Source organism: Sphingomonas vulcanisoli, from assembly GCF_011761305.1.
Lineage (GTDB): Bacteria > Pseudomonadota > Alphaproteobacteria > Sphingomonadales > Sphingomonadaceae > Sphingomonas_I > Sphingomonas_I vulcanisoli.
In genome coordinates, this window is the sequence record NZ_JAAOZC010000007.1 from 1 (window position 1) to 26729 (window position 26729).

Here is a 26729-nt window from a genome sequence, read left to right on the forward strand (position 1 = left end):
ATCGCCACCCGATACGATCGCATCCCACAAAACTATCTCGCCAGCCTCTACCTCGCCGCGCTCTCGTTCTGGTGCTGAATGTCGATTCAGCCTAGCCCCTCCCCTTAAGGGGAGGGGCTAGTTTGCTCACTCCACCCTCGTCGTCCGGATCCAGGCGGGGGCTTCGGTGCCGCGCAGGATGCGGGTGTAGAGCATCAGCTTCCAGACGAAATAGAGCGGCATCCTGACGAGCGCCGCGCCGGAGAGCATTGCGCGCCCGGCGATCGCCCAGGCCAGCAGCACCGCGCCGACCACCGCCACGGCAAGCAACAGCATCGCCGCCAGCAGCCCGGCCGGCGCGCCGAGCAGGACCAGCACGCCCCAGAGGAGGACCGCGGCGGCGTTGGCGATCAGCAGCAGGGTCAGCGGCAGCGTGATCAGATTGAGGCCCAGCCACAGCATCGGCCAGCCGCCGTCGGTCAGCCCTTTGCCGATCAGCGGCAGGCCGAACTGGCGGGCGGTGGCGAGAAAACCTCCCTCCCAGCGCGCGCGCTGCGTCTGCGTGCCCGCCGAAGTGCTGGGCGCGGACCAGATGATCGCGCGCTCCTCGAACCGGGGCGGATGGCACTCGCGGACAAGATCTACGCCGAGCGCGAGATCCTCGACGATGTTGCCCGTCGCGAGCGCGCGATCCGCGATCAGCGGCCAGGGGAAGGCCATGCCCGATCCGGTCAGCAGCGCGGGACCGCCGAGCCGTGCGGCGCCGCGCTGGCGGAGCAGGTTCTTGACCAGGATCGCGAAATTCGAGACCTGCACCACCGGCCCGTCGCCGGGTGCCGAGCGGAACAGGTAGCAGCCCTGGATCGCCCGGCCGGTTTGCAGCGCCTCGGCGGCGAGCGTGGCGATCGCACCGGGTTCGGGCAGGCAATCGGCATCGATCGCCACCACCACATCAGGCGGATCGAGCGCGAGCCGGTCACGCCCGCCCGCCAGCGCATACCCCTTGCCGCGCTTGTCCGGCTGATCGAGTCGATAGACCTCCGCTCCGCCCGCCAGCGCCTCCTCGGCGGTCGCGTCGCTGCAATTGTGCGCGACGACGAGAATGCGCGCGCCCTCCGGCGCGGCGGCGCGCATCGCCTGCACGCTGGCGCGGATCGCGGTGGCCTCGTTGTGGGCGGGCACGAGCAGGGCGATTTTGCCGGGAACCGGGCCGATCGGCCGCTTGCGGGAGGGCGTGAGGCCAAACAGCAGCTCCGCCAGAAAAACCAGGTCGATCAGAACGAGCGGCAGCGTGGCGAGCGAAGCCAGCAGGACGATCAGACTCATCGCGCGATCAGCTCGGCGAGCGCCGCCGCATTGGCGCGCGCGTCGTGCATCGCCAGCACGCGGGCGCGCCCGACCTCACCCATCGCGCGCAGCCTGACGGGATCTTCGGCGAGGACCGTCGCCATCGCGTCGGCCAGTGCCTCCACCGACCCAGCCGGGACGATCCAGCCGCACTCGGCATCGACCAGCTCGGGAATGCCCGCGATCGCCGTGGTCAGCACAGGCACGCCCAGCGCCAGCGCCTCCATGATCACCACCGGCAGGCCTTCGGCGAAGCTCGGCAGCACCATCGCGCGCGACGTCTGGATCTTCTCGCGCACGCCCGCGGCGGAGAGATAGCCGGTGATCGTCACCATCATGCCCAGACCGGCGCGATCGATCATCGCTTCGATCTCGCTGCGCATCTCGCCATCGCCGACCAGGGTGAGGTGGAAGCTCACGCCGCGATCGCGGAGCAATTGCGCCGCCTCGATCAGCAGCGGCAGCCCCTTCTGCCCGCTGAGCCGTGCGACGCAGCACAGCGTCGCGGCTGGTTGCGGGGGCGCGACGGCGGCATCGGCGAAGGCTTCATCGACGCCGCAGCGCACGACCTGCAGCTTGGGCCAATCCCGATACGCCGCCCAGCGCATCAATTGGCTCCGCCCGAACGAGCTGATCGCCACGGTGAATTTGGCATCCGCGATCTTCTGTCCGAGCGCATAGCCGAGCGGGAAATCGAACTCTTCGGGGCCGTGGACAGTGAAGCTGTAGGGCACGCCCGAGAGAATATGGACCAGCCGGGCGACCGCAGCGGGGTTGGTGCCGAAATGGGCGTGGAGGTGATCGATGCCCTGCATCTGTTTTGCCAGCCATGCCGCCTCGACGAGATAGGCGAGGTGCCGGAGCTTGGGCTTGAGACCGTAGCCTGCCATCGCGAAGGCGGCGCGCAACGCCTTGAAGAAGCGCCCGGGTCGCCTGAACACCATTGCTAGCGATGTGCCGATCAAGGCGCCTGCGCCTTGATCGAGGACGATCCGTGTCCGCTCGCGCTCGCGCAGATCGGCGGGATCGGGAAGGTCGCCCGGCACCGGGCGGATCGAGAAGCGCACGACATCATGCCCCAGCGCCTCCAGCCCCAAAATCTCCCGCCGGATGAAGCTGTGGCTCACCGCCGGGTAGCGATTGACGAGATAGGCGATGCGCATTGCCCTCAAGGCTAATCGGGGGCGGGCAGTGCGTCCAGAGAGACACCACAATCCTCCCCTTGCAGGAGAGGACTTCTCGGGTCAGTCCTCTGTCCGCCCCGCTGCTTCCCGATCGTGTTCATAATGGTGCGCGAGCGGGAACGGCGGCAGCCAGCCTTCGCGGCGGATCGTCCAAAGCTCGTAGGTCGGCCGGAACTGGTCGATCGCGTCAAGCGCGCCGATACTGACCTCGATTTCGTCACCGGAGCGGGCGAACACCGAACCGCCGCAGCGCGGGCAGAAATGTCGCGTGCCGAACGCGCGCGTCTCGCCGGTGATCGCCACCGCCTCCGCCGGAAAGATCGCCGAGGCGTGGAACAGCGCGCCATGATGCTTGCGGCAATCGAGGCAATGGCAGAGACCGACGCGATAGGGTGCGCCGGACGCCGTGACGCGGACATCGCCGCACAGACAGCCGCCGGTGATGTCGTTCATCTCGCTTTCCTTCAATCCTCCCCCGTCAGGGGGAGGTGGCGCCGAAGGCGTCGGAGGGGGAGGTCAGCGAAACCTCTCGAGGGACACCTCTGTCCTCCCCCTCCGTCAGCTACGCTGACACTTCCCCCTGGCGGGGGAGGATTGTCACCTCAAAACGGCATCTTGAAGCCCGGGGGCAGCGGCAGGCCGGCGCTCATCTTGCTCATCTCTTCGTTGCCCGCGGCATCGGCCTTGGCGCGCGCGTCGTTGATCGCGGCGGCGATGAGGTCTTCCAGCATCTGCTTCTCGCTCGGCACGATCAGGCTGTCGTCGATCGCGACGCCCAGGATGCGGCCCTTGGCGGTGGCGCGGATCGTGACGAGACCGCCACCGGCGGCGCCCTCCACTTCGATCTTGTCGAGATTGGCCTGGGCGCCGGCCATCTGGTTCTGGATGTTGGCGGCGGCTTCTTGCGCGGCCTTCATCAATTCATCCATGTTCATTCGCGGTCTCCTGGGATCACATCAACTGGGCATCGGGAAAGGCCGCCAGGGTGGCGGCGACGATCGGGCTTTCGAGGATAGCCTGGCGCGCGGCGGCTTCGCGGCCCTTCTCCTCATCCTGCAGGCTGGGCTTGCCGATGCCATCGACCACCGAGATCGACCAGCGCGGCCCATCCTCGCCGAATTTGGGATTGAGACATTTTTCGAGATCGGCGGCAAAGGCGGCGTCCACCCCGCCGCGCGCGGACAGCACGATCTCGGGCGGCGCGAAGCGGATCGGGCGCGCGGTTTCGAAACAGGCGGCAAGGCGGTGCGCGTTTTTGGCGATCAGCAGATCGTGGAGCTGCTGCGGCGTCTCGGGCAGCTGTGCGACGGCGGGGGGCAGGGGCGGGGCGGCCGGAGCGGCGGGCGTTGCAGCCGGGGCACTGACCTCACCCGATTCCAGACGGCGAACCAGCTCCGCCGGATCGGGCATCTGCCCGGCGTGCAGCACGCGCAGCAGCGCCATCTCGGCGGCTTCCTGCGGCAGCGCGGCGGAGATCACCTCGCCATGGCCCTTGAGCAGCAGCTGCCAGAGGCGATGCAGCGTCGCATAGCCCAATCGGCTCGCCCAATCGGCAAAGGCCTCGCGCTCTTCGACCGACAGCGCGGGATCGACCTTGCCGCCCGCCTTGGCGCGGGTGATGCCGTGGACGGTTTCGAGCAGGCCCTTGAGCAAGGACGCAGGCTCGACGCCGAGGCTGTGCTGCGTCTCGACCGCCGCGAGCACCGCAGGCACGTCGCCGGAGAGGATGCTGCCGAACAAGCGCCGGATCGCGCCGCGATCGGAGAGGCCGAGCATGTCCCGCACTTGATTGGCGGTGACGCCGCCGCTCTCCATCGATCCATGCGCGATCGCCTGATCGAGGATCGAGAGCCCGTCGCGCGCCGACCCTTCCGCCGCGCGCGCGATCAGCGCCAGCGCCTCGGGATCGGCCTCGACCTGCTCGGCGGCGACGACTTTGGTGAAATGCTCGGCCAGCAGATCGGCGGGGATACGGCGCAGATCGAAGCGCTGGCAGCGCGACAGCACCGTCACCGGCACCTTGTTCACCTCGGTGGTGGCGAACAGGAATTTGACGTGGGAGGGCGGCTCCTCGAGCGTCTTCAACAGCGCGTTGAAGGCATTCTTCGAGAGCATGTGGACTTCGTCGATGATGTAGATCTTGTAGCGCGCCGAGACCGCCGCATAGCGCACCGCCTCGATGATCTCACGGATATCGTCGACGCCGGTGTGGCTGGCGGCATCCATCTCCACCACGTCGATATGCCGCCCCTCGGCGATCGCTTTGCACGGCTCGCAGACGCCGCAAGGATCGATCGTCGGGCCGCCATGCCCGTCCGGGCCGATGCAGTTGAGCGCCTTGGCGATCAGGCGGGCGGTCGATGTCTTGCCGACACCACGGACGCCGGTGAGCAGGAAGGCATGGGCGAGGCGATCACGCTTGATCGCATTGCCCAGCGTCTGGACCATCGCATCCTGGCCGATCAGCTCGGCAAAGGTCTGCGGCCGATATTTGCGGGCGAGGACGCGATAGGGCTGGGATTCGGGCACGGTGCGGGAGATTAGCGGGTTGGAAGGGGCGCGTCACGGGCGCTTCATCGATCCTCCCCTGCAAGGGGAGGTGGCAGCCCGCAGGGCTGACCGAGGGGTGTCACTCTCTCGATGGCGGGATACCCCTCCGACGCGCTGCGCGCGCCACCTCCCCTTGCAGGGGAGGATCGATGCTACGCTGGCCACCAATCCCTCAAAATGTCCCAAATGCCGCAATGTGTCTTGACATAAATAACCATATCGGCTAAATGACGCAAATGCGGTGCCTCCTGTTTCTCTTGGCCCTGGCGCTTTCCGCCTGTGCAACCCTGCCGGGCCCCAAGGCGACAAGGGCCACGGTCCGGGTGGCTTTCGACGCGCATGGCGTCACTTCGGTGGGCGCCACAGGCTTCGCCGATCCGGCGACGCACCGCCCGGTCACCGCCGACGATCCCGTGCGCGTCGCCTCGATCTCCAAGCTGGTCACCGCCATCGCGGTGCTGCGGCTGGTCGAAGCGGGGACGCTCGATCTCGATGCGGATGTCGGCCAGCGCCTCGGCTACGCGGTGCGAAACCCGGCCTTTCCCGCGTCGCCGATCACGCTCGGGATGCTGCTCTCGCATACCAGTTCGCTGCGCGACGATGCGGGCTACGCGCTGCCGCTCGACGCCAAGATCGCCGATACGCTCGCCGATCCCAAGGCCTGGGACGCGGCGCATGCCCCGGGCACCTGGTTCCACTATACCAACCTCAACCTTCCCGTGATTGCCAGCGTGATGGAGAAGGCAACGAGCGAGCGTTTCGATGCCCTCGTCCAGCGGCTGGTGCTGACCCCGCTCAAGCTCGACGCCTGCTTCAACTGGATCGCCTGCTCGGACGCGGCAGTCGCCCGCGCGGTGGTGCTGACCGACGACAAGGGCGTGCCGACCAAGGACGATCTCCACGGCCATCGCCCCGCCTGCCCGGTGACGCCCGCGAAGGATGGCGGCTGCGACCTTACGATATGGCGGCCCGGCCTGAACGGCGCGATCTTCTCGCCCCAGGGCGGGCTGCGCATATCAATGCGCGATCTGGCTGTGATCGGCCGCCTGCTGATCGGTGATGGCGAAGTCGACGGCGTGCGCTTGCTGACGCCTGCTTCGATGGCGCTGCTGGAGCGTCCGGTCTGGACCTACGACGGCGCCAATGGCGACACCGACGAGGGTTTCAATTGCCGCTACGGGTTGGCGGTGCAGACGCTGGCGACGAAGGCAGCGGGCTGCCGCGACGATCCCTTCGGCGACGGCAAGCCGCGCATCGGTCATGCCGGCGACGCCTACGGTTTGCGGGCCGGGTTATGGGTCGATCCGACAACAGGCACAGGTGTCGCCTTCTTCGCCACCGCCGTGGCGCCCGGCATCAGAGGAAAACGATCGGCCTTCAGCCCGCAAGAGGAACATCTAGGCCGAAACCACGATCGATAACCGAGCTTGCAAGAAGGCCCCTAGTCAATTCGCTTAAAGCGGACTACATAGTTATCTAACTGGTCAGGAACTGCCATGGATGCCATAAGTCTCGCGGAAGCCAAGGCTCATCTGAGTGAACTCGTTGATCGGGTGGAGGCTGGACACTCGATCGACATCACCCGCCGCGGCAAACCTGTCGCACGGCTGGTGACCGCGACGCACCCGCGCCAGCCGATCGACATTGCCCTGTTGCGCGCCCTGACGAGCGCGATGCCGCCACAGACCGAAAGCGCGGCGGAGATAGTGCGAGCGATGCGGGACGGCGATCGCTACTGATGCTGTATCTCGATACGTCGCTGCTCATTGCGGCGCTTTCGAACGAGGCGATGACACAACAGGTACAGGCATGGCTGGCGGAACGGACACCGGGCGAATCGGCGATCAGCGAATGGACGATCACCGAAATTTCATCGGCTCTGGCGATCAAGCTTCGGACTGCTCAGATCGAACTTGATCACCGAGCCGCCGCGCTGGCGGCGTTCAACCGGCTTGCTGCCGAAAGCCTGGTGATCCTGCCGGTCAACGGCGGCCATTTCCGGGCGGCAGCCCGGATCGTCGATCAGGTCGAATTAGGGCTGCGCGCCGGGGACGCACTCCATCTGGCGATCGCGGCCGCGCAAGGCGCGACCATTTGGACGCTGGACCGGCGCCTCGCCCAGGCGGGGCCGGCGCTGGGTGTGCCTGCCCACCTGCTGAGCTAAGCTGTATCGACATTCAGCTGAAATCCTCCCCTGGAAGGGGAGGTGGCAGCGCGCAGCGCTGACGGAGGGGTGTAACCGCCGGCGGGGACACCCCTCCACCACCCTTCGGGCGGTCCCCCTCCCCTTACAGGGGAGGATTTTGTGGTCAGCCCGAACAAAGGTCCGCTAATTTCTCGAAAATCCTGAACGTCGATACAGCCTAGGCTTGGCTCCAGGCCGCAGCACGCTCAAGCGCCCTCTAGCAATCGCTCCCGCGCGATCTTCTCGCGCCACACCAGCGGGCCGGTGTTATGAACGCTGGTGCCGGTCGCATCCACCGCCACGGTCACCGGCATATCGCGCACCTCGAATTCGTAGATCGCTTCCATGCCGAGATCGGCGAAGCCGACGACCTTGGCTCCCTTGATCGCGCGCGCCACCAGATAGGCGGCGCCGCCGACCGCCATCAGATAGGCGCTCTTGGCTTCCTTGATCGCCGCGATCGCCGCCGGGCCACGCTCGGCCTTGCCGACCATCGCGAGCAGGCCCTGATCGAGCATCATCTTGGTGAAGCTGTCCATCCGCGTGGCAGTCGTGGGGCCGGCGGGACCGACGACCTCGTCGCGCACCGGATCGACCGGGCCGACATAATAGATCACGCGGCCAGCGAACTCGACCGGCAGCGACTCGCCCTTGGCCAGCATATCCTGGATGCGCTTGTGCGCGGCATCGCGGCCGGTGAGCATCTTGCCGTTGAGGAGCAGGCGATCGCCGGGTTGCCAGCTCGCCACGACTTCGGGGGTGAGCGTATCGAGATCGACGCGGATCGATTCCTTGCTCGGCGCCCATTCGACCTTGGGCCAATCCTTGAGCTTGGGCGGCTCTAGGTAGGCGGGGCCGGAGCCATCGAGGTGGAAATGGGCGTGGCGGGTAGCGGCGCAATTGGGGATCATCGCGATCGGCTTCGATGCGGCGTGGGTCGGCCAGTCCATGATCTTGACGTCGAGGATGGTGGCGAGCCCGCCCAGCCCCTGTGCGCCGATGCCGAGCGCGTTGACCTTATCGAAAATTTCGATGCGCAGTTCTTCGATCTTGGTCTGGGGGCCGCGCGCCTTCAATTGCGCCATATCGATATCGCCCATCAGCGATTCCTTGGCGAGGATCACGGCTTTCTCCGCCGTGCCGCCGATGCCGATGCCGAGCATGCCGGGCGGACACCAGCCCGCGCCCATTTGCGGCACCATCTCCAGCACCCAATCGACGATGCTGTCCGAGGGGTTGAGCATCTTGAACTTGCTCTTGTTTTCACTGCCGCCGCCCTTGGCCGCGACGGTCACCTCGACATGATGGCCGGGGACCATCTCGACATGCAGCACGCTCGGGGTGTTGTCCTTGGTGTTCACCCGGCTGAACGCGGGATCGGCGAGGATCGAGGCACGCAGCGGGTTCTCGGGATTGCGGTAGGCGCGGCGCACGCCCTCATCGATGACTTCCTGCAGGCTCCGCGCGCTTTCCAGCCGACAATCCTGGCCCCACTTCACGAAGACGGTGACGATGCCCGTATCCTGACAGATCGGACGGTGGCCCTCGGCGCACATCCGCGAATTGGTGAGGATCTGCGCGATCGCGTCCTTGGCCGCCGGGCCCTGCTCGGCCTCATACGCCGCGCCCAGCGCGCGGATATAATCCATCGGATGATAGTAAGAGATATATTGCAGCGCATCGGCAACGCTATCGATCAAATCTTCTTCGCGGATGGCGATCATCATCGGATTGGGCGCTCTGTTTGAAGGTTTGCGGCTCCATAGGGCCGTGCGCCGCAAAAATGCCAGCTTTTCGGTTGGTCGCAGCGGCGAAGCGAGCCGATTGCGGTGGAAAGGCGCGCTCTGTAGCGCGGGCGCGTGACGACGCCCGCTTCGCAACCCTCCTCCGGCTATGGCAACGAATGGTCGTTCCGGCAGCGGGCGGCGGCGTTCGTCATCTCCGTCCTGATCAATCTGCTGATCTTGTGGATACTGCTGACACTGGCGCCGCGCGTCGCCGGGGTGCCGGGGGGTCAGGGTAGGACGCTGACCTTCAACGTCTCCAACGACAACAGCAACAGCAACGCCGCCAAATCCCCCGCCAAGGCCGCAAGGGCCGCGAAATCGCAGGCGCACAAGAGTTCGCCGGTGCCGCAGCCGGTGGTGCCGCCGCCGATCCCGCTGCCGCCGCGCGAGCTCTCGCCGTTCATCGAGCTCAGTCAGGAGGATTTCCACAAGAGCGACATCGGCAAGATCCAGTCCTCCTCCTCGAACGACAAGGGCGAGACGGCGGCGACGGGCGGCGGCGCGGGCGATTCGCAGGCCTCGGGCAGCGCGCCCAATGGCGAGCCGCTGTATAACGCCGAATGGTATCGCCGCCCGACCGATGCCGAGATCAACGGCTATATGCCCAAGCGCAATCTGCCGCCGGGCGCCTGGGCGGAGATCGCCTGCAAGACGATGCCGCGCTTTCATGTCGATGAGTGCGTGGCGCTGGGGGATTCGCCGCCGGGCTACGGCCTGGCGCGCGCGATCCAGCAGGCGGGATGGCAGTTCCTCGTCCGGCCACCGCGCGTCGGGGGCAAGATGCTGGTCGGCGCGTGGGTGCGTATCCGCATCGATTTCTATGAGAAGCGCGGGCGGGACGAGGAGCCCTAGCCGGCGTTCGCTAGGGTCGACGAGGCGCGGAGACTTTGGCTTGCTTCGCTAATCGCGCGCGGGCTCCGGTCCGACATGGACGTCGATCGTCAGCGCCTCGTCGCCGCCGCCGGTGCGCAGGCCCGAGAGCGGCGCGGCTTCACGATGATCGAGGCCGATCGCCACGCGGATGTAATTGTCGGTCGGGCAGCGGCCTTCCGATGGATCGAAGCCGATCCAGCCATAGCCTTCGATAAAGAGTTCGGCCCAACCATGCGCCGCGTGGCTGTCGATTGCCTCGGGCCGATAGACATGACCCGCGACATAGCGCGCCGGAAATCCCGCCGCGCGCGCGGCGGCGATCAGGACGTGGGCCGCACCCTGCGGATCGGCGGCCTTGGCTGCGAAGCAGGCGATGGCGTCATGATCGGCGGCGATGGCGGTCGGCTGGTGGTCGAGCGCCTCGGCAATCGTATCCGCCAGCAAGTGTGCCCGATCGAGCCCGCTGCCGCCGTCGGTGTCCGCGGTGGCGATCGCTTGGATCGCGGCGTCCGCTTTGGTCAGCGGCGTGTCTTGCAGGAAATAGGAGGGCGGCAGCGGCTCGGGCGCGCCGATCACCATCCCGGCGCGATCCTCGGTCAGTACCTCTCCAGTCACGTCCAGGGTGATGCGATCGATCGGCCCGTCGATATAGAGCATCGTCGCCTGATTGCCGTAGCCGTCGCGCATCGGCTTCAGCCGCGCGTCGCGGTCGACATCGATCCACCAGGACACCACGCTCTGCCCGGCATGATCGCGCGGCGTGAGGCGCAGCAACTGGACGAGCCGCGCCTGCGGCTGGGAAAAGCTATATTCGCTGCGGTGGCGGACGAAGAGGCGCATAGCTCGCCTCTTTACTCCGTTCGTGTCGAGCGAAGTCGAGACACGTCATGCGAAGCGCCTGTTGCAGGTCCCTCGACTACGCTCGGGACGAACGGGAACGGGTTCATGCTGAGCGCGCTCACCCGAACTTGAATTGCGCGGCGATCGCGCGATCGATCATCGCATTCTCGATCAGGAAGCTTTCGAGATATTCGTGCAATCCGCGCGCGAACACGCTGTCGATCGAGGTGTTGCCGAGCTTGTCGAGCCGGCGGCGCGCAAGCCGATCGGCCTCGCCCTGGCGGCTCAGCAATTTGCCGATAAACGCGAGGTGGCCGACGACTTCGAGCGCCGATCCCGCGAGGCTGCGCGGCAGTTCCCGGCGGCAGATCAGCATATCGGCGACCAGCCAAGGCTTGAGTTCCTCGCGGTAGAGCCAGCGATAGGCGGTGTTGGCGGAGACGGTGTGCAGGATCGTCGTCCACTGATCGCGATCGATGATGCCGCCGACGATTTCGCCCTCGGGCAGCAGCAAATGATATTTCACGTCGATCAGCCGCGCGGTATTGTCCGCCCGCTCGATCGCCGCGCCGAGCCCGAGGAACGCATAGGCTTCGTTGCGCAGCATCCGGCCCAGCGCACCTTCGAAGCCGCGCGTTTCGGCGCGCACCCGCTCGATCATCGCCAGCGTCGCACGGCTGTCGCCCATGTCGCTGATGTTGCGCAGGCCCAGCCAGGCGCGATTGATCGTCTCCCAGGCATCGCGGGTCAGCGCGGTGCGCACCGATTTCGCGTTCCAGCGCGCGCTATCGAGGCAGGATCGGATCGAGCTCGGGTTATCGGGCGCGACGCTGAGAAAGGCGCTGACTTCGCGCTGACCCGTCTCCGCGCCGGTCGCGGCAAAGCCCGCCTCCGCGCCGACGACGAGCAATGCGCTTTCCCACGCGGTCTTGCCGGCCGGGCGCGCGGAGAGCGCATCGAGGCGGAGCGTTGCCTCGATCAGCCGCGCGGTGAACTCGGCGCGCTCGACATAGCGGCCGATCCAGTAGAGCGATGCGGCGGTGCGCGAGAGCATCAGCTAAGCCCCTCCCCTTCAGGGGAGGGGGTGGGGGTGGGGGAGTCTGATCGCGGCTGGGTTATATGAGTGGGGGCGGTCCCCACCCCAACCCCTCCCCTGAAGGGGAGGGGCTTATGCGTTGCGCGCGCCATCACCCTTGCCCCTGCATCTGGCCGCCGAAACCCTGGCTCTGCCACTGTCCGGGCACGTTGCTGAGGATGAGGCTGTCCTTGGTGCCACCGCCCTGGCTGGAATTCACCACCAGCGAGCCTTCCTTCAGCGCCACCCGCGTCAGCCCGCCGGGGACGATATGGACGCCCTTGGAGCCGGTCAGGACGAAGGGCCGGAAGTCGACATGGCGGGGGGCTACGCCCTGCTCGGTCAGCGTCGGCACCGTGGAGAGCGCGAGCGTCGGCTGCGCGATGTAGCGGTGCGGCTCGGCGATCAGCGCGGCGCGGAATTCCTCGATCTGGGCTTTGGCCGCGGTAGGGCCGACGAGCATCCCGTAGCCGCCCGATCCATCGACCAGCTTCACCACCAGTTTCTCGAGATTATCGAGCGTATATTGCAGCGCCGAGGCTTCGCGGCAGCGATAGGTCTCGACATTGGGCAGCTTCGCGTCCTGGCCCGAATAATATTTCACGATCTCGGGCATATAGCTGTAGATCGCCTTATCGTCGGCGATGCCCGTGCCGGGCGCGTTGACCAGCGCGACGTTGCCCGCGAGATAGGCGGCGATCAGCCCGGGCACGCCGAGCATGCTGTCCGCCTTGAACACCAACGGATCGATATAATCGTCATCGATGCGGCGATAAATGACGTCGACGCGGACGCGACCGTCGATCGTCCGCATCCAGACGATATCGTCATCCACCTCGAGATCGGCGGGCTCGACAAGCTCGATCCCCATCGTATCGGCGAGGAAGCTATGTTCGTAGAAGGCCGAGTTGAAGTGGCCGGGCGTCAGCACCACGCACACCGGCTCACTGCCGCCGCGCGGCGCGACCGAGCGCAAGGTCTCGCGCAGCGCATCGGGATAGCGATCGACCGGGCAGACGCTGAAGCGATGGAAGATTTCCGGGCACAGCCGTAGCATCGCCTCGCGGTTTTCCAGCATATAGCTGACGCCCGAAGGCGTGCGGGCATTGTCTTCCAGCACGAAGAAATCGTCGGGCCCGGTGCGGACCAGATCGATGCCGCAGATATGTGCGAACACGCCGTGCGGCGGCTTTTGCCCATCGAGCATGCCGCGGAATTGCGGATTGCCGAGCACCAGCGCCTCCGGCACCACGCCGTCGGCGATGATCTTCCGCTCCCCATAAACATCGCGGAGGAAGGCATTGATCGCCTCGGTGCGCTGGACCAGGCCCTCGCTCAGCTTGGTCCATTCGCGGTGCGTGAAGATGCGCGGCACGATATCGAAGGGAATGATCCGCTCGGCGCTGTCCTCATCGCCATAGACGGCGAAGGTGATGCCCAATTGGCGGAAGGCGGCCTCCGCGGCCTTCTGGCGGCGATCCAGTTCCTCGCCCGGCGTTTCGTCCAACCAGGCGCCCAGCGCGGCGAACTCGTCGCGGGGCGTACTGCCGCTCGTTCCAAAAATCTCGTCGAAGGCAGGCGGCGTCATCGGGCTCCTGAGGTTCGGGCGTCGGTGAGAGACTGCAACGGCAGCAAGCGCCGCGCAAGGATGTTCGCAAAAACGCCAAAAGCGGCGGGAAGTTGCGGCGCCGAAGGGCCGTCAGGCGCTGTCGGCGGGTGCGGAGACGATCACGCGCAAGCCGGGATGGTTGTCGCTCAGCTCGATCGTTCCGCTCAGCCGCTGGACCATCGCGTTCATCATCCGCGTGCCAAAGCCTTCGCGCGTCCGCGTCTGGCCCTTGCCGCTGTCGGCAACGATCAGGCGGAACTGGTTGCGGTACGGCTCCAGCGTGATCGCGATCGGGCCGGCGCCGCCGTCATAGGCATATTTGTTGGCGTTGATCACCAGCTCGGTCAGGATCAGCCCGACGCTGACCGCGCGATCGGCGGAGATCAGGATGGGCGCCAGATCGAGTTTCAGCGCATCGGCCCATTCGGGGCCCATCGATTCGCGCATGTCGACGATCAGATCTTCGAGATAGCGGGCGAGATCGACGGTATCGACCTGATCGGCCTGGTAAAGCCGACGGTGGACGAGCGCGACCGCCGAGATGCGCCGCTGCGCTTCCCGCAGCACGTCCTTGCTGCCCCCTTCCTCCGTGGCGCGCTCCTGGAGGCCCAGGAACGCCTGGACGAGCTGCAGGCTGTTCTGCACGCGATGGTTCACCTCACCCAGCAGATGATCCTTCTGGTGGATCAGCGCCTCCTTGTCGCGGATCGTCGCGGCAAGCTCCCGGTTCAGTTCGCGCAGGCGGCGGCTCTGCCGGCTTTCGAACAGCTGGCGGCGCAGGCGTCCCGCGGCCTCGGTTTCGGAGAGTGTCCAGGCGCGCGAACGGCCGCGGACCTCTTCGCTCCACGCCTCGAAACTGTTGCGCGGCGTCAGGATCGCATCGGGATCGGCGCTCAGATCCTTATGGGGATTGCCCGCCCATTCCACGGTCTCGCGCTCCTCGGCGCGAAACCAGATCATCGTTATCGGCGTATCGGTGAGGATGCCGATCGCGAGCACGCCCGATGCGATCTCGGCATAGGCTTCGGCGGCGGGATGGATCGCGGGCAAGCTGCGCGTGGTGAAGGTATCGGCGGCGAGCCGGGGCTGCAGCCAGCGGTCGAGATCGATCAGATCGGCGCCCGTCGGCACGCGGCCGCTGGTGATGATTCGCGATCCCTGGATCGCCGCGAAGCCATCTCCGCCCATCATGCGGCGCAGCTCCTCGCGCATCAGTTCGATGAAATTCTCGAAATTCTCCTCAAGCCCGACGCGGCCGAGAATCAGGTCTTCGGACGAGCGCAGCCGGATGCGCTCGCGATAGGCTTCGGCTTCCTCCTTGGCGCGGATCTGGCGCGCCAGCCCGCTTGCCAGCGCCGCGCAGGCGGCGCGCGTTTCGTAGGATAGGGTGCGGGGCGTCATGTGGTGGCAGGCGATCAGCCCCCACAGCAGACCGTCCTTGATGATCGAAACCGATGCCGAGGCGGACACGCCCATGTTGCGGAGATATTGGAGATGGATGGGCGAAACGCTGCGGATGCCGACATCGGTGAGATTGATCCCCGCCATGTCCGCGGGCCGGATCGGTGCGGGCGCGTAGCGCACGTCCGGTATGACGCGGGTGCGGTTGCGCACGTAGAGCGCGCGCGCCTGGCGCGGAATATCGGCCGCAGGAAAGTGATGATTGAGAAAGCCGTGGAGATCCGGATCCTTGTCTTCGGCGATCACCACCCCGGCGCCATCGTCGAGAAAACGGTAGATCATCACCCGATCGAAGCCGGTCAACTCCCGAAAGACCGGCGCCGCGCGCTCGCACAGCGAGACGAGATCGGTCGCGCGTTCGAACGCGGCGGCGGCGCGATCGAGCTTGGCGAGCAGCTGGGCAGCGGAGAGCGGTGCCTCGTCTACAGGCTCCAGCTCGATGGCGAGCCGATGATCGGCGCAATGCAGCAGGGCGCTGAAATTTTCGGTCCGCCCCGGCACCACCGCCAGCGGCACCGCCATGCCGGGCTCGATCTGCGTCAGCGCGGCGCTGAGGTCCTGCGCCAACAGGGCATCGATCCGTCGGCCGAGCCACGTCGGCGTCAACCGCCCCTCGATATCGCCGGCGCCCCCCAGCACCTCCAGCGTATCGATGTCCGCGATCAGGAGCAGGCCGTGGGGCTGGATTGATCCGGGAATATGGATGGGCTCGCGATCGCAGGCCGTAAGATCCATCAGACCTTCGGCCGCGCTGCTGCACTCTGTTTGCACTTGCGGCAGGATGCGTCTCCGTTTGGCCCCCGCCGGGGCTTGATCCTAATGTTAATTGTTACGGTTGCAACCGCTAATCGGCTTGTTCGGCAAGTAGATAGGCGCCGAGCAACCCGGGCGCTTCGGCGCAGGCGGGCGGCACGATGCGCTGCGCCAGTGCTGCCTCATCGGCATCGCGGACGTAATCGGCGATCAGCGCGGCGGTGCGCTTGCGAATCGGCGGGAACAGCGCCGGCTGGCTCATCACGCCGCCGCCGAGCACGATCGTCGCCGGGGAGGTCGTCAGCAGCAACATTGCGCAGAGCTGGGCGATATGCTCGGCCTCGGCGGCCCAGGCGGGGTGATCGGGGGGCAGCGTATCGAGACCCGCACCCCAGCGCGCCGCGATCGCGGGGCCGGCGGCGATACCCTCCAGACAATCCCCGTGCGAAGGACAGACGCCCTTGAACTCGCCGAGGCTCTTGTGGCGGCGCACGAAGATATGGCCGGCCTCGGGATGCAATGAGCCGTGCACGGTCCGGCCGCCGATCACCAGCCCGACGCCGATGCCCGTGCCGATCGTAACGTAAGCGAGATCGTCGCTGCGGCCGCGCCCGGCGCCCAGCCTGGCTTCCGCCAGCGCGGCGGCGTTGACGTCGGTATCGATCGCGATCGGGGCGTCGATCACCGTCGCCATCCGCCCGACGAGATCGGCGCCGCGCCAGGCGATCTTGGGGGTTTCGAGGATGTGACCGTAGCTCTGGCTGGAGCGATCGAGATCGACCGGACCGAAACTGGCAATGCCGACGCCGGCATAACCGTCCGTCGGCGCATTTTCGGCGAAAAAGGCGGCAATGTCGGCAAAGGTCGCGTCGGGATCGCGGGTTTCGATCCGCCGCGTGATCCGCGATCCGCCCGCGGCCGATCCCACGCCTGCAACGAACTTGGTGCCGCCCGTCTCGACGCCTGCGTAGAGCTTGCTCAATCCGCCACCACCACGTGCTGCGAGGGCTGGGCGCGCCGCGAGAACCAGACCACCGCGATCAGCGCGATTGATATCCATCCCGAGACGTAGAAGATCTCTGTGGAGGCGAGCAGATAGCTCTGATCGATCACGCTGCGCAGGATCGATCCGTTGGCCTGCGCCATTGTCATTCCGTGCGCCTGCATCTGATCCGTGGCCTGCTGATAAACCGGAGACCATGGATTGGCGTTCTCCACAAGCCGCGTCTGGTGCAGCGTTTCGCGCCGCGACCATAAGGTCGTGATGATCGATGCGCCGAAGCTGCCCGCGGTGATGCGCACGAAGTTCGAAAGGCCGCTGGCCGAAGGCACCTGATCGGCGCGCAGACCACCGAGCATGATCGTGAGCAGGGGAACGAAGAACATCGCGGCGCCCACGCCCTGAACGATCTGCGGGAGGGTCAGCGCCCAGAAGCTGGCGTCCGGCGTGTAACGGGCGCGCAGCAGATAGCAGATGCCGTAGCCGAGGAAGGCAATTGTCGCGACGATGCGCGAATCCAGGTTGCGCGTCCTGCTCAGCAAGGGTGACAGCACTACGGCCATCAGCCCGGCCGGCGCCGCGACCAGCCCGGCATAGGTCGCGGTATAACCCATCTGCTGCTGCAGCCAGAGCGGCAGCAGCAGATTGTTGCCGAACATCACCGCATAGCCGAGCGCCAGTGCGATATTGGCGAGCAGGAAATTGCGCGTCTTGAACAGCCGGAGATCGACGGCCGGCTGGCGATCGGTCAGCTCCCAGATCACCCAGGCGACGAAACCTACCGCCGCGCAGCACGACAGCGCCACGATGAGATTATTGTGAAACCAGTCGCGGTCCTTGCCGAGATCAAGGACCACCTGCAGGCTGAACACCCAGATGGCGAGCAGGATCAGGCCGACGGTATCGAACTTCACCTTGACGATCGGCGTATCGCGGGTGCGCAGTCCCAGCCAGCTGATCAAAGCAACGACGATCCCCACCGGCACGTTGATCAGGAAGATCCAGCCCCAGTGATAATGATCAGAGATGAAGCCGCCCAGCACGGGGCCGAGCACCGGCGCGCCCATCGTCATCACCGACCAGATCGAAAGCGCCAAAGCACGCTTGTTGGCCGGGAAGATCATCAGCAGCAGCGCCTGGCTGCCCGGGATCATCGGCCCCGAACAGGCCCCCTGCAGGATGCGAAACAGGATTAGTGATGGCAGATCCCAGGCGATCCCGCACAGCAGCGAAGCGAGCGTGAAGGCGGTAACCGAGACGCAGAAGGTCTTGACGACGCCGAAGCGGCCCATCAGCCAGCCGGTCAGCGGCACCGTGACGCCGTTCGCCACCGCGAAGCTGGTGATGATCCAGACGCCATTATCGGACGAAATGCCGAGGTTGCCCGCTATGGTGGGCAGCGAGACGTTGGCGATGGTGCCGTCCAGCACCTGCATGAAGGTGCCGGTCGCCAGCGCCAGCGCCACGATCCACAGGATCACGCCGACAAGCGGTGGCGGCTCGGCGGCCGTCGCGGCCGATCCGCTCATTTCCCGCGGCCGAGATTCGCTTGGATGATCTGGCGGATGCGCGCGTCGACAGCGGCATTGCCCGCGAAGCTCGCCTGGCGGCCGCCGGCGGGCGGCGCGCTGGCCGAAACCATCGGGCCCGATTGATCGGCGGTGTCGACCGACGCGGTGACGCTCAGGCCGATGCGCAGCGGATGCTGGCGCAACTCATTGGGATCGAGCGCGATGCGCACCGGAACGCGCTGCACGATCTTGATCCAGTTGCCGGTCGCATTCTGCGCGGGCAGCAGCGCGAAGGCCGCGCCCGATCCCGCGCCCAGGCCCAGCACCTTGCCGTGAAAGACGACACTCGATCCATAGGCATCGGCCTTGATCGTCACCGGCTGGCCGACGCGGATGCGCTGAAGCTGGGTTTCGCGGAAATTGGCGTCGATCCACAGCGAATCGAGCGGCACCACGGCCATCAGCGGCGTGCCCGCGGCGACGCGCTGGCCAAGCTGCACGGTGCGTTGCGCAACGATGCCGGCGACGGGCGCGAACACATCCATATAGCTGCGGCTGATCGCAGCGCGGCGCAAATTGGCGATCGCGGCGAGCACCGCCGGATTGTTGGCGACATCGGTGCCCGCAATCGAGCTTTCGGCCTGTGCGCGGCGCGCGTCGGCGAGAGTCAGGGCGGCCTGCGCCGTGGTCACGGCATCCTGCGCGTGGCTGAGTTCCTCGCCCGAAACGGCGCCATCCTTGGCGGCGGCGCTGCGGCGGCGGTAATCGCTGCGCGCCCGATCGAGATTGGCCTGCGCCTGCGCGATCTCGGCGCTCGCCTCATCGACCGCGGAGCGATCGGCGCGGATCGAGCGCACCGCCCGGCCAAGATCGGCCTCGGCGGACGCGACCGCGACATCCTGCACGGCGGGGTCGAGCTCGATCAGCTTCTGGCCGCGAGTGACCTGTTGGGTATTGTCCGCGTTGAGCGCCAGCACCGTGCCGCCCTCGCGCGCGGTGATCGCGACGATATCACCGCCGACATAGGCATCGTCGGTCGATTGCACCGATCCTGCCAGCAGCCGCATGATTAGATAGCCGATCGCGGCAAGCACCACGATCGCGCCCAGGATCAGGAACGCGCGTTTGCGCGTGTTCGGGCGCGCGGGCTCGGGCGGCTGCGGCAGATCGGGCCGGGTCATCGTCTCGGCGGGGGTGAGATCGGCCTCTGCGACCGTGCTCTTGTCGAAATTGTGCGTGCTGTCGTTCATGATCTTTTGTCCGAAGCGGGGGCGGCCGCGGTGGTGACGGGGGCGGGAGCGAAGCCGCCGCCCAAGGCTGTGATAAGCTGGATGCGGCGGCTGAGCGTATCGGCCTGCAGGCCGACGAGCTGCTGTTCGGCCTCCAGCAGGCGGAAGCCGCTTTCGATCGCATCGAGCTGGGTGCCGAGGCCGGTGCGCGTCCGCACGCCATTGAGCCGCACGGTATCGCGCAAGCCTGCGACGACCTTCTCCTGCGTGGCGAGATCGGCGTCGGCCGAGCGGACGTTGGTGATGGCGTCGGCGCTGTCGCGGACGGCGGCGAGCACCGCATCGTTATAGTCGGCGATGGCGCGATCGAGATCGGCGGTGGCGCCGCGATACTGTGCGCGCAGCTTGCCGCCGTCGAAGATCGGCAGCGTGATCGCCGGCCCGCCGCCGCCCATCGCCGATCCGGCGCTGACGAGATGGCTGAGGCCCATCGAGGCGATACCGGCGAAGGCGCTGATATCGATGTTGGGATAGAAAGCCGCGCGCGCCACGCGCCGGTTGGCGACCGAAGCATCGATCCGCGCCTGCGCGGCGAGCAGATCGGGGCGGCGGCCGAGCAGATCGGCGGGCAGCAGCTGCGGCACCGGCGGCGCGGCGTTCAGCGCCAGCGTCGGCGCGGTAACCTGCGGATAGAAATCCGCCCCCCGGCCGACCAGCGCGGCCAGCGCATGGACCAGAAGATCGCGCTGGCGCAGCGCACGCACCTGCGATTGCTGAGCCTCGGCGAGCAGGGTCTGCGCGGTGCGCAGATCGAACTGGCTGGCAAGCTGATCGCGGATGCGCGTCTGGACAAAGCCAAGCGCCTGCTGGCGGGTCGCGGCGAAATCATTGGCGACGCGGATCTGCTGCTCGGCCTGTGCCAGCCCGACATAGGCCTGCGCGATCGAGGAGGCGAGCATCAGCCGTGCGCCCGCCGCATCCAGATCGGCGGCGGCGGCATTGCCGCGCGCCCGATCCACCGAAGCATGCAGCCGGCCGAACAGATCGAGGTTCCAGCTGAGGCTGCCGGTGACGAGGCCGATCGTCGACCAGCCGCCTTCGCCGATGAAATGATCGCCAAGATGCGATTCCTGCACCGTGCCGATGCCGGTCACTTGCGGATCGAGCTGCGCGCGCGCCGCGCCGAGCTGGGCATCGGCGACCCGGACGCGGGCGAGCGCGCCCTGCAGCGAGGGATTGTCCGCAAGCCCGGTCTCGATCAGGCGATCGAGCTGCGGATCGCCGAACGCGCTCCACCAGTTCGCGCTGATCGCAGGCGTCTCCGCGGCAAGGCCGAGCGACGCGGGCGCGACCCGGGCAAGCTGCGGATCGCCATGCGGCACGCCGGCGCAGCCGGCGAGGAGCAGCATGGCTGCCCCGCTCAGCAGAGAACGCTGTCTCATGCGCCCACCGCCTCATTCAGCGCACCTGCGGCTTTGCGTTCGGCCGCCTTCAACAGCCGGTTGAGCAGCCCGACGAGCAGTTCGCCCTCGTCATCGTTGAATTCCTCCAGCACGTCGTTCCAGGGATCGAGCACTTCGGGCGCGAGCGCGTTGAGCTGGGCGGCGCCTTCGTCTGTCAGCACGAGGCTGACCACGCGCCGATCGCCCGCGGCGCGATCCCGCGCCATCAGGCCCCGCTGTTCAAGCCCATCGATCAGCCGCGTGACCGCACCCGTCGAATAGCCGAGGTCGCGCGCCAGCATGCCAGGATTGCTGGCATAGCCATCGGCGACCAGCTTGAGCGCCACCCACTGCGAATAGCTCAGGCCATGCGCAGCAAGCCGATCATCGATCCAGACGGTCATTGTCTTGTCGATCCGGCGGATCAATCGGCCCGGGGAAACGGACGACGAACAATCAGCAATGGAAAATCGTCTCATGCCTGCCTCGAAAGTATCTTCATAGGCAGATATATCGCAGAGAGATATTGTCAAGGCATGGAAATGCCTGAAGCTGCGATTTGGCTATCGCCGGAAGCCGAGCAGCACATTGCCCTCCGTGCTGAGATAGTTGCGTCGGTAATCGAAGCGCGGCGTATCGGCGAAGATCAGGTAGTAATATTTCATCTGCTCGGACCACCAATAGCCGGGGCAATGATCGGCCTGAGTCTTGGGATCGGCGGTCATGTCGGCGATATCGGTGAAGCCGTAGGCGGCCTTGTTCCACTTGAGCATCGCCCGGAAATGATCGGCGCAGACCTGCCGCCAGCGCGGATTGCGATCGAGCAGCCAGAGGTTGAAGGCGGCGTCGGCCAACTCGGGGCGGAGCGCGTTGGTCACCTGCGTCGGCTTGCCCGCGAGATAATCATAGCCTTCGGGCAAGATGCCGTAGCGGGCCTGCAGCGATGCCCAGCTCTCGGTCAGCGCCGCCCCAGTCGCCGCCGCGCCGCCTTGGGCGAGCAGGCCGCCGTAGAAAGCCGAAAGCTCGTCCTGCTCGGTCGACATGATCTCGCCCGTCTCGAAATCCACGTCGCTGATCCACAGCTTGCCGCCGACATGCACCTGCTGACAGCGCAGGATGCCTGCCGTGCAGACGTCGTACATCCGCTTCATCTCGGCATCGCCGAACAGCTGCCAGCTATCCCAGAGAGTTTCGTAAAAACTGTCCGCATAGGCGCCGACCGTGGCGCGCCCGTCGAGCCATTCGCCGCTCAGCGCATCGATCTGCGTGGCGAGGAGATCGCGCTTCGATCGTTTCTCGAACAGCGCCACCACCGCCTTGCGCGGCACGTCGTGAAAGCGTTTGTCCCCGGTCAGCCGCGCGAGCGTGCCCCATTCCGGCAGAAAAGTGCCGATCTCCGCCGGATTGGTCGCGGTATCGTGGCGCGTCCCGGTCTTGAGGTTGATCGTGCGATAGGGAAAGCCGGTCGGCGTATCGAAGGCGGGCAGCAGCCGCTCGGCGAGGTCGCGCGCCTTGGCGAGCAGCACCGGATCGCCGCAGGCATGATGCGCGGAGAGCAGCCCTCCGACGATGCGGATCGATGTCTCGAACACCGAAACCTCGCCATCCACATTGAAGTCGGCATTGGCCTTCACCCAATCGACGCCCTCGCGGAACTGCGCGTCGAGCCCCATCACCCACAAGGTATCGAGCGCCTCGATCAGGCTGAGGCCGAGGTGGTGGCCCTTCATCGGGAAGCTGGAGCTGGTGCCGCTGACCGGCTTGATCTCGTCCTTGCCCCAGGCGCGTTCGCGGTAATGGCCCCAGGCCCAGGCCATCGCCGCCTTCACCTGTTCGGCAAGCGCGGACCAATTCTCCTGCGCGGGCGTGGCACGAAGAGGAGCGGCGGCGAGACCGGCCAGCGCGGCGCGGCGGCTGATCCGCACCTCAGTGCGCCGAGGATATCGGGAGGACACGGGCGAAACGGTGCAAGGCTTATCCTCTCGATCGATTTTGCACGCTTATGCGTGGGGCAGGCTGCTCCGCCAAGCTTGCCGTCATGCAGAACTTGTTTCAGCATTCCCTGCAACACAAACGGCCGCCGTGCGGCGTGCCGCCAAGCCGCAGCAAGGGAGTCGTATCATCTTCGGACCTCGCATCGCGCTCGACGCGCTGATCCGCCCGGACAAGGAGCACCGCCTCGCCAAGACCTTGAGCTGGCCGCACCTGATCGCGCTCGGCGTCGGCGCGATCGTCGGCACAGGCATCTATACGCTGATCGGTGTCGGCGCGGAGCGGGCGGGGCCGGCGGTGATCCTGTCGTTCGTGATCGCGGGGCTGGTCTGCGCCTGCGCGGCCCTGGCCTATGCCGAACTGGCGACGATGATCCCCGCGGCGGGCAGCGCCTATACGTTCAGCTATGCGGCGCTGGGCGAGGGGGTCGCCTGGGTGGTCGGCTGGAGCCTGATCCTCGAATATTCGCTGGCCTGCTCCACGGTCGCGGTCGGATGGTCGGGCCATGCGATGGGCTGGCTCGGCGCGGTGGGTGTCCATCTGCCGCACGCCTTGCTGGTCGGGCCCTCGGGCGGCGGCGTCGTCAATCTGCCCGCCGTGGCGGTGGCGCTGGCGGTGATGGGGATGCTGATCGCGGGCACGAAGGAAAGCGCGACGCTCAACATCGTGCTGGTCGTCATCAAGCTGGTCGCGCTGGCGGTGTTCGTGATCGTCTCGTTGCCCGCCTTTCAGAGCGCCAACCTTCACCCCTTCATGCCTTATGGCTTCGCGGGCACCGAGCAGGGCGGCATGAAGCGCGGGGTGATGGCGGCGGCGGCGATCGTCTTCTTCGCTTTCTACGGCTTCGATGCGGTGGCGACCTCGGCCGAAGAGGCCAAGAACCCCGGCCGCGATCTCACCATCGGCATCGTCGGATCGATGCTGGTCTGCACCGGAATTTATATGCTCGTCGCGGTGGCCGCGATCGGGGCGCTGCCCTACGGCATCCTCGGCGGATCGAGCGAGCCGCTGGCGCTGGTGCTCAAGACGCTCCAGCATCCGCTCGCTGCGCACCTGATCGAGCTGGCCGCGATCGTCGCGCTGCCATCGGTGATCCTGGTGTTCATGTACGGGCAGAGCCGCATCTTCTTCGTGATGGCGCGCGATGGCCTGCTGCCGCGCGGCCTCGCCAAGGTTTCGCCACGGACCGGCGCGCCGACGCGGATCACCATCCTCACCGGTATCGCCATCGCGATCATCGCCGGGCTGTTCCGCCTCGATGAGATTGCCGAACTGGCCAATGCGGGGACGTTGCTGGCCTTCATCGCGGTCGGCGCCTGCCTGATGGTGCTGCGCAAGCGATCACCTGAAATGCCGCGCCTGTTTCGCTGCCCGGCGCCTTATGTCGTCGGCACGCTGGCGATCCTCGGCTGCCTCTATCTGCTCGCCAGCCTGCCGACGATGACGATCGTCCGCTTCCTGATCTGGAACGCGATCGGGCTGGCGATCTATTTCGCCTACAGCCGGGATTCGAGCGAGGTGCGGCGGGCGGGCTGACACGTGAAGGGCTTCCACAGCTTTCGCTGCGGAAGCCCTACTTGTGCTCCGGCGTAGGCCGGAGCGCTGGCGGCAAGCGCCACACGTTCGTCTCCACGCTCCGGCCTACGCCGGAGCACCAAATCAGACGTCAAACCGATCGAGGTTCATCACCTTGGTCCACGCTTTGACGAAGGCCGCGATGAACTTCGTTTCGGCGTCGTCGGTGGCATAAGCCTCTGCCAGCGCGCGCAGCTGCGCGTTGGAGCCGAAGATCAGATCGACGCGGGTTCCGGTCAGCTTTGCCTCGCCCGTCGCGCGGTCCTTGGCGACGAACACGTCCGCCTCGTCGGCCTTGGGCTCCCACTTCATGCTGGTGCTCGTGCGCAGCAGCGTCTTGAGGAAGTCGTTGGACAAGGTCTCCGGCCGATCGGTGAACACGCCATGCTTCGATCCGCCATGGTTGGCGCCGAGCACGCGCAGCCCCGCCACCAGCACGGTCATCTCGGGCGCGGTCAGCGTCAGCAGGTGCGATCGATCGAGCAGCAGTTCCTCCGCCGAATAGACCGAAGGTTCGCCCTGATAATTGCGGAAGCCGTCGGTCTTGGGCTCCAAAGGATCGAAGGAGAGCGCGTCGGTCTGTTCCTCGGTCGCGTCGGTGCGGCCGGGGGTAAAGGGCACGGTGATATCGTGACCGGCCTTCTTCGCTGCGGCTTCGATCGCCGCCGTGCCGCCGAGCACGATCAGATCGGCAATGCTGACGGTTCCCGCGAAGTCGGCCTTGATATCTTGATAAACGCTAAGCGCCTTGGCGAGCTCGGCCGGCTCGTTGACCGCCCAATCCTTCTGCGGCGCGAGCCGGATACGCGCGCCATTGGCGCCGCCGCGCTTGTCCGAACCCCGGAACGTCGAGGCCGAGGCCCAGGCGGTCGTCACCAGACGGCTGATTGACAGGCCCGAACTGAGCAGCTTCTCCTTGAGCGCGGCGATATCGGCCTCGCTCAACGTGCCGGTCGGTGCGGGCACCGGATCCTGCCAGATGCGGGGCTCGGCGGGCACGTCCTTGCCGAGCAGCAGGCGGTGCGGCCCCATGTCGCGGTGGGTCAGCTTATACCAGGCTTCGGCGAACGCCTTGCCGAACGCTTCGTGATCCTCGGCGAAACGGCGCGAAATCTTGGCATATTCGGGATCGAAGCGCAGCGCGAGATCGGTGGTCAGCATCGTCGGGCGGTGCGTCCTGCCCGCGATGTGCGCATCGGGCACGTCCTCGGCGGCATCCTTCGCCACCCACTGATGCGCGCCGGCCGGGCTCTTGGTCAGCTCCCACTCATGCGCGAACAGATTCTTGAAGAAGAGGTTGGTCCACTTGGCGGGCTCCTGCGTCCAGGTGACTTCGAGGCCGCTGGTGATCGTGTGTGCGCCGTTGCCGGGGCCGTAGCTGTTCGCCCAGCCGAGGCCCTGCTGCTCGATGCCCGCGCCCTCGGGCTCCGCGCCGACATAGTCGTCGGGGCTGGCCGCGCCGTGCGTCTTGCCGAAGGTGTGGCCGCCGGCGATCAGTGCGACGGTCTCCTCGTCGTTCATCGCCATGCGCGCGAAGGTCTCGCGGATGTCGTGCGCCGCCGCCAGCGGATCGGGATTGCCGCCCGGGCCTTCGGGATTAACGTAGATCAGGCCCATCTGCACGGCGGCGAGCGGGTGCGCGAGATCGCGCTCGCCCGAATAGCGCTCGTCCTTCAGCCACTCGCGCTCGGGGCCCCAATAGACGTCCTTCTCGGGCTCCCACACATCGACACGCCCGCCGCCGAAGCCCGCGGTCTCCAGTCCCATATCCTCCAGCGCGACGGTGCCGGCGAGGACGAGCAGATCCGCCCAGCTCAGCTTGCGGCCGTACTTCTCCTTGATCGGCCAGAGCAGATGGCGCGCCTTGTCGAGATTGGCGTTGTCGGGCCAACTGTTGAGCGGCGCGAACCTCTGCTGCCCCGCGCCGGCACCACCGCGCCCGTCGCCGATGCGATAGGTGCCCGCGGCGTGCCACGACATGCGGATGAACAGCGGCCCATAATGGCCGAAATCGGCGGGCCACCAATCCTGGCTGGTCTTCATCAGCGTCTTGAGATCGGCCTTCACCGCATCAAGATCGAGCGTCTTGAACTCCGCCGCATAGTCGAAATCCGGGTCCATCGGGTCGCCGGCCGCCGGGTTCTGGTGGAGGATCGAGAGATCGAGCGTGTTCGGCCACCACAGCCGGTTGGTCATCTCAAACAGGACGGCCTTGCCGTCGACCTTGCCGCCCCTGAAGGGGCATTGGGATTCCGCGTTCATTACGCTCTCCTTTTGAAATTCGATGCGGCTTTTTGCCCCCGCGCTTGCGAGTCGTCCAAGCGCTTGTTGTGATGA

At 66.5% G+C, this 26729-nt stretch carries 22 protein-coding genes; 5 read left to right on the forward strand and 17 right to left on the reverse strand.

Annotated features, from left to right (window positions below):
• Positions 1-126: 126 nt before the first annotated feature.
• The 5 genes from FHS31_RS12590 to FHS31_RS12610 form a co-directional block, all read right to left on the reverse strand.
• Complete coding sequence (locus FHS31_RS12590) at positions 127-1305, reverse strand: glycosyltransferase family 2 protein (RefSeq protein ID WP_167074063.1); 1179 nt, start codon at positions 1303-1305, stop codon at positions 127-129.
• Positions 1302-2489, reverse strand: a complete 1188-nt coding sequence (locus FHS31_RS12595) for a glycosyltransferase family 4 protein (protein WP_167074065.1) — start codon at positions 2487-2489, stop codon at positions 1302-1304. Before FHS31_RS12595 ends, FHS31_RS12590 begins: the two co-directional genes overlap by 4 nt.
• Before the next feature lie 81 nt (positions 2490-2570).
• A complete protein-coding gene (locus FHS31_RS12600; RefSeq protein ID WP_167074067.1) occupies positions 2571-2963 on the reverse strand; it encodes a GFA family protein in 393 nt (130 codons plus the stop codon).
• Between the two features lie 149 nt (positions 2964-3112).
• On the reverse strand, positions 3113-3445 hold the full coding sequence (locus FHS31_RS12605) for a YbaB/EbfC family nucleoid-associated protein (RefSeq protein WP_167074069.1): 333 nt from the start codon (positions 3443-3445) through the stop codon (positions 3113-3115).
• A gap of 16 nt (positions 3446-3461) precedes the next feature.
• Complete coding sequence (locus tag FHS31_RS12610) at positions 3462-5039, reverse strand: DNA polymerase III subunit gamma/tau (protein WP_167074071.1); 1578 nt, start codon at positions 5037-5039, stop codon at positions 3462-3464.
• 257 nt (positions 5040-5296) lie between these two features.
• Here FHS31_RS12610 and FHS31_RS12615 point away from each other — a divergent pair, with 257 nt between their 5' ends.
• From FHS31_RS12615 to FHS31_RS12625, 3 genes are all read left to right on the forward strand, one after another.
• Complete coding sequence (locus FHS31_RS12615) at positions 5297-6481, forward strand: serine hydrolase domain-containing protein (RefSeq protein ID WP_167074073.1); 1185 nt, start codon at positions 5297-5299, stop codon at positions 6479-6481.
• A 75-nt stretch (positions 6482-6556) separates the two neighbouring features.
• The gene (locus FHS31_RS12620) at positions 6557-6799 is read left to right on the forward strand and encodes a type II toxin-antitoxin system Phd/YefM family antitoxin (RefSeq protein ID WP_167074075.1); all 243 of its coding nucleotides are present in this window, start codon (positions 6557-6559) and stop codon (positions 6797-6799) included.
• A complete protein-coding gene (locus FHS31_RS12625) occupies positions 6799-7224 on the forward strand; it encodes a type II toxin-antitoxin system VapC family toxin (protein ID WP_167074077.1) in 426 nt (141 codons plus the stop codon). Before FHS31_RS12620 ends, FHS31_RS12625 begins: the two co-directional genes overlap by 1 nt.
• Before the next feature lie 227 nt (positions 7225-7451).
• Here the strand turns inward: FHS31_RS12625 and FHS31_RS12630 are convergent, their stop codons facing one another.
• Positions 7452-8972: a fumarate hydratase gene (locus tag FHS31_RS12630; RefSeq protein ID WP_167074079.1), complete on the reverse strand. Its 1521-nt coding sequence runs from the start codon at positions 8970-8972 to the stop codon at positions 7452-7454.
• A gap of 132 nt (positions 8973-9104) precedes the next feature.
• Here FHS31_RS12630 and FHS31_RS12635 point away from each other — a divergent pair, with 132 nt between their 5' ends.
• Complete coding sequence (locus FHS31_RS12635; RefSeq protein WP_167074081.1) at positions 9105-9884, forward strand: hypothetical protein; 780 nt, start codon at positions 9105-9107, stop codon at positions 9882-9884.
• A gap of 48 nt (positions 9885-9932) precedes the next feature.
• Here the strand turns inward: FHS31_RS12635 and FHS31_RS12640 are convergent, their stop codons facing one another.
• The 10 genes from FHS31_RS12640 to FHS31_RS12685 all read right to left on the reverse strand — a co-directional run bounded on the left by FHS31_RS12640 (position 9933) and on the right by FHS31_RS12685 (position 22750).
• The gene (locus FHS31_RS12640; protein ID WP_167074082.1) at positions 9933-10745 is read right to left on the reverse strand and encodes a transglutaminase family protein; all 813 of its coding nucleotides are present in this window, start codon (positions 10743-10745) and stop codon (positions 9933-9935) included.
• Between the two features lie 118 nt (positions 10746-10863).
• Complete coding sequence (locus tag FHS31_RS12645; RefSeq protein WP_167074084.1) at positions 10864-11799, reverse strand: alpha-E domain-containing protein; 936 nt, start codon at positions 11797-11799, stop codon at positions 10864-10866.
• 133 nt (positions 11800-11932) lie between these two features.
• A complete protein-coding gene (locus FHS31_RS12650; RefSeq protein WP_167074086.1) occupies positions 11933-13408 on the reverse strand; it encodes a circularly permuted type 2 ATP-grasp protein in 1476 nt (491 codons plus the stop codon).
• 111 nt (positions 13409-13519) lie between these two features.
• Positions 13520-15625 carry a histidine kinase dimerization/phosphoacceptor domain -containing protein gene (locus FHS31_RS12655; protein ID WP_167074088.1) on the reverse strand — a complete coding sequence of 702 codons (2106 nt, stop codon included), beginning with the start codon at positions 15623-15625 and terminating at the stop codon, positions 13520-13522.
• Positions 15626-15734: 109 nt separating this feature from the next.
• A complete protein-coding gene (locus tag FHS31_RS12660) occupies positions 15735-16625 on the reverse strand; it encodes an ROK family protein (protein ID WP_208408707.1) in 891 nt (296 codons plus the stop codon).
• Positions 16622-18172, reverse strand: a complete 1551-nt coding sequence (locus FHS31_RS12665; protein WP_167074092.1) for a DHA2 family efflux MFS transporter permease subunit — start codon at positions 18170-18172, stop codon at positions 16622-16624. Before FHS31_RS12665 ends, FHS31_RS12660 begins: the two co-directional genes overlap by 4 nt.
• Positions 18169-19404, reverse strand: a complete 1236-nt coding sequence (locus tag FHS31_RS12670; protein ID WP_167074094.1) for an HlyD family secretion protein — start codon at positions 19402-19404, stop codon at positions 18169-18171. Before FHS31_RS12670 ends, FHS31_RS12665 begins: the two co-directional genes overlap by 4 nt.
• A complete protein-coding gene (locus FHS31_RS12675; protein ID WP_167074096.1) occupies positions 19401-20825 on the reverse strand; it encodes an efflux transporter outer membrane subunit in 1425 nt (474 codons plus the stop codon). The genes FHS31_RS12670 and FHS31_RS12675 overlap by 4 nt, the downstream gene beginning before the upstream one ends.
• Positions 20822-21253 carry a MarR family winged helix-turn-helix transcriptional regulator gene (locus FHS31_RS12680; RefSeq protein WP_243843454.1) on the reverse strand — a complete coding sequence of 144 codons (432 nt, stop codon included), beginning with the start codon at positions 21251-21253 and terminating at the stop codon, positions 20822-20824. The genes FHS31_RS12675 and FHS31_RS12680 overlap by 4 nt, the downstream gene beginning before the upstream one ends.
• 135 nt (positions 21254-21388) lie before the next feature.
• On the reverse strand, positions 21389-22750 hold the full coding sequence (locus FHS31_RS12685; RefSeq protein ID WP_341786354.1) for a glycoside hydrolase family 47 protein: 1362 nt from the start codon (positions 22748-22750) through the stop codon (positions 21389-21391).
• Between the two features lie 196 nt (positions 22751-22946).
• On the opposite strand from FHS31_RS12685, the gene FHS31_RS12690 reads away from it, so the two are divergent.
• Positions 22947-24353: an amino acid permease gene (locus FHS31_RS12690; RefSeq protein ID WP_167074296.1), complete on the forward strand. Its 1407-nt coding sequence runs from the start codon at positions 22947-22949 to the stop codon at positions 24351-24353.
• A gap of 123 nt (positions 24354-24476) precedes the next feature.
• Here FHS31_RS12690 and katG read toward each other — a convergent pair whose 3' ends face one another.
• The gene (gene katG / locus FHS31_RS12695) at positions 24477-26654 is read right to left on the reverse strand and encodes a catalase/peroxidase HPI (protein ID WP_167074100.1); all 2178 of its coding nucleotides are present in this window, start codon (positions 26652-26654) and stop codon (positions 24477-24479) included.
• Positions 26655-26729 lie beyond the last annotated feature (75 nt).

Bases quoted from the DNA above. Each gene is read 5' to 3' on its own strand.
- FHS31_RS12590 (WP_167074063.1), bottom strand. From the start codon at position 1,305: ATGAGTCTGATCGTCCTGCTGGCTTCGCTCGCCACGCTGCCGCTCGTT.
- FHS31_RS12595 (WP_167074065.1), bottom strand. From the start codon at position 2,489: ATGCGCATCGCCTATCTCGTCAATCGCTACCCGGCGGTGAGCCACAGC.
- FHS31_RS12600 (WP_167074067.1), bottom strand. From the start codon at position 2,963: ATGAACGACATCACCGGCGGCTGTCTGTGCGGCGATGTCCGCGTCACG.
- FHS31_RS12605 (WP_167074069.1), bottom strand. From the start codon at position 3,445: ATGAACATGGATGAATTGATGAAGGCCGCGCAAGAAGCCGCCGCCAAC.
- FHS31_RS12615 (WP_167074073.1), top strand. From the start codon at position 5,297: ATGCGGTGCCTCCTGTTTCTCTTGGCCCTGGCGCTTTCCGCCTGTGCA.
- FHS31_RS12620 (WP_167074075.1), top strand. From the start codon at position 6,557: ATGGATGCCATAAGTCTCGCGGAAGCCAAGGCTCATCTGAGTGAACTC.
- FHS31_RS12625 (WP_167074077.1), top strand. From the start codon at position 6,799: ATGCTGTATCTCGATACGTCGCTGCTCATTGCGGCGCTTTCGAACGAG.
- FHS31_RS12630 (WP_167074079.1), bottom strand. From the start codon at position 8,972: ATGATGATCGCCATCCGCGAAGAAGATTTGATCGATAGCGTTGCCGAT.
- FHS31_RS12640 (WP_167074082.1), bottom strand. From the start codon at position 10,745: ATGCGCCTCTTCGTCCGCCACCGCAGCGAATATAGCTTTTCCCAGCCG.
- FHS31_RS12645 (WP_167074084.1), bottom strand. From the start codon at position 11,799: ATGCTCTCGCGCACCGCCGCATCGCTCTACTGGATCGGCCGCTATGTC.
- FHS31_RS12650 (WP_167074086.1), bottom strand. From the start codon at position 13,408: ATGACGCCGCCTGCCTTCGACGAGATTTTTGGAACGAGCGGCAGTACG.
- FHS31_RS12655 (WP_167074088.1), bottom strand. From the start codon at position 15,625: ATGGATCTTACGGCCTGCGATCGCGAGCCCATCCATATTCCCGGATCA.
- FHS31_RS12665 (WP_167074092.1), bottom strand. From the start codon at position 18,172: ATGAGCGGATCGGCCGCGACGGCCGCCGAGCCGCCACCGCTTGTCGGC.
- FHS31_RS12670 (WP_167074094.1), bottom strand. From the start codon at position 19,404: ATGAACGACAGCACGCACAATTTCGACAAGAGCACGGTCGCAGAGGCC.
- FHS31_RS12675 (WP_167074096.1), bottom strand. From the start codon at position 20,825: ATGAGACAGCGTTCTCTGCTGAGCGGGGCAGCCATGCTGCTCCTCGCC.
- katG (WP_167074100.1), bottom strand. From the start codon at position 26,654: ATGAACGCGGAATCCCAATGCCCCTTCAGGGGCGGCAAGGTCGACGGC.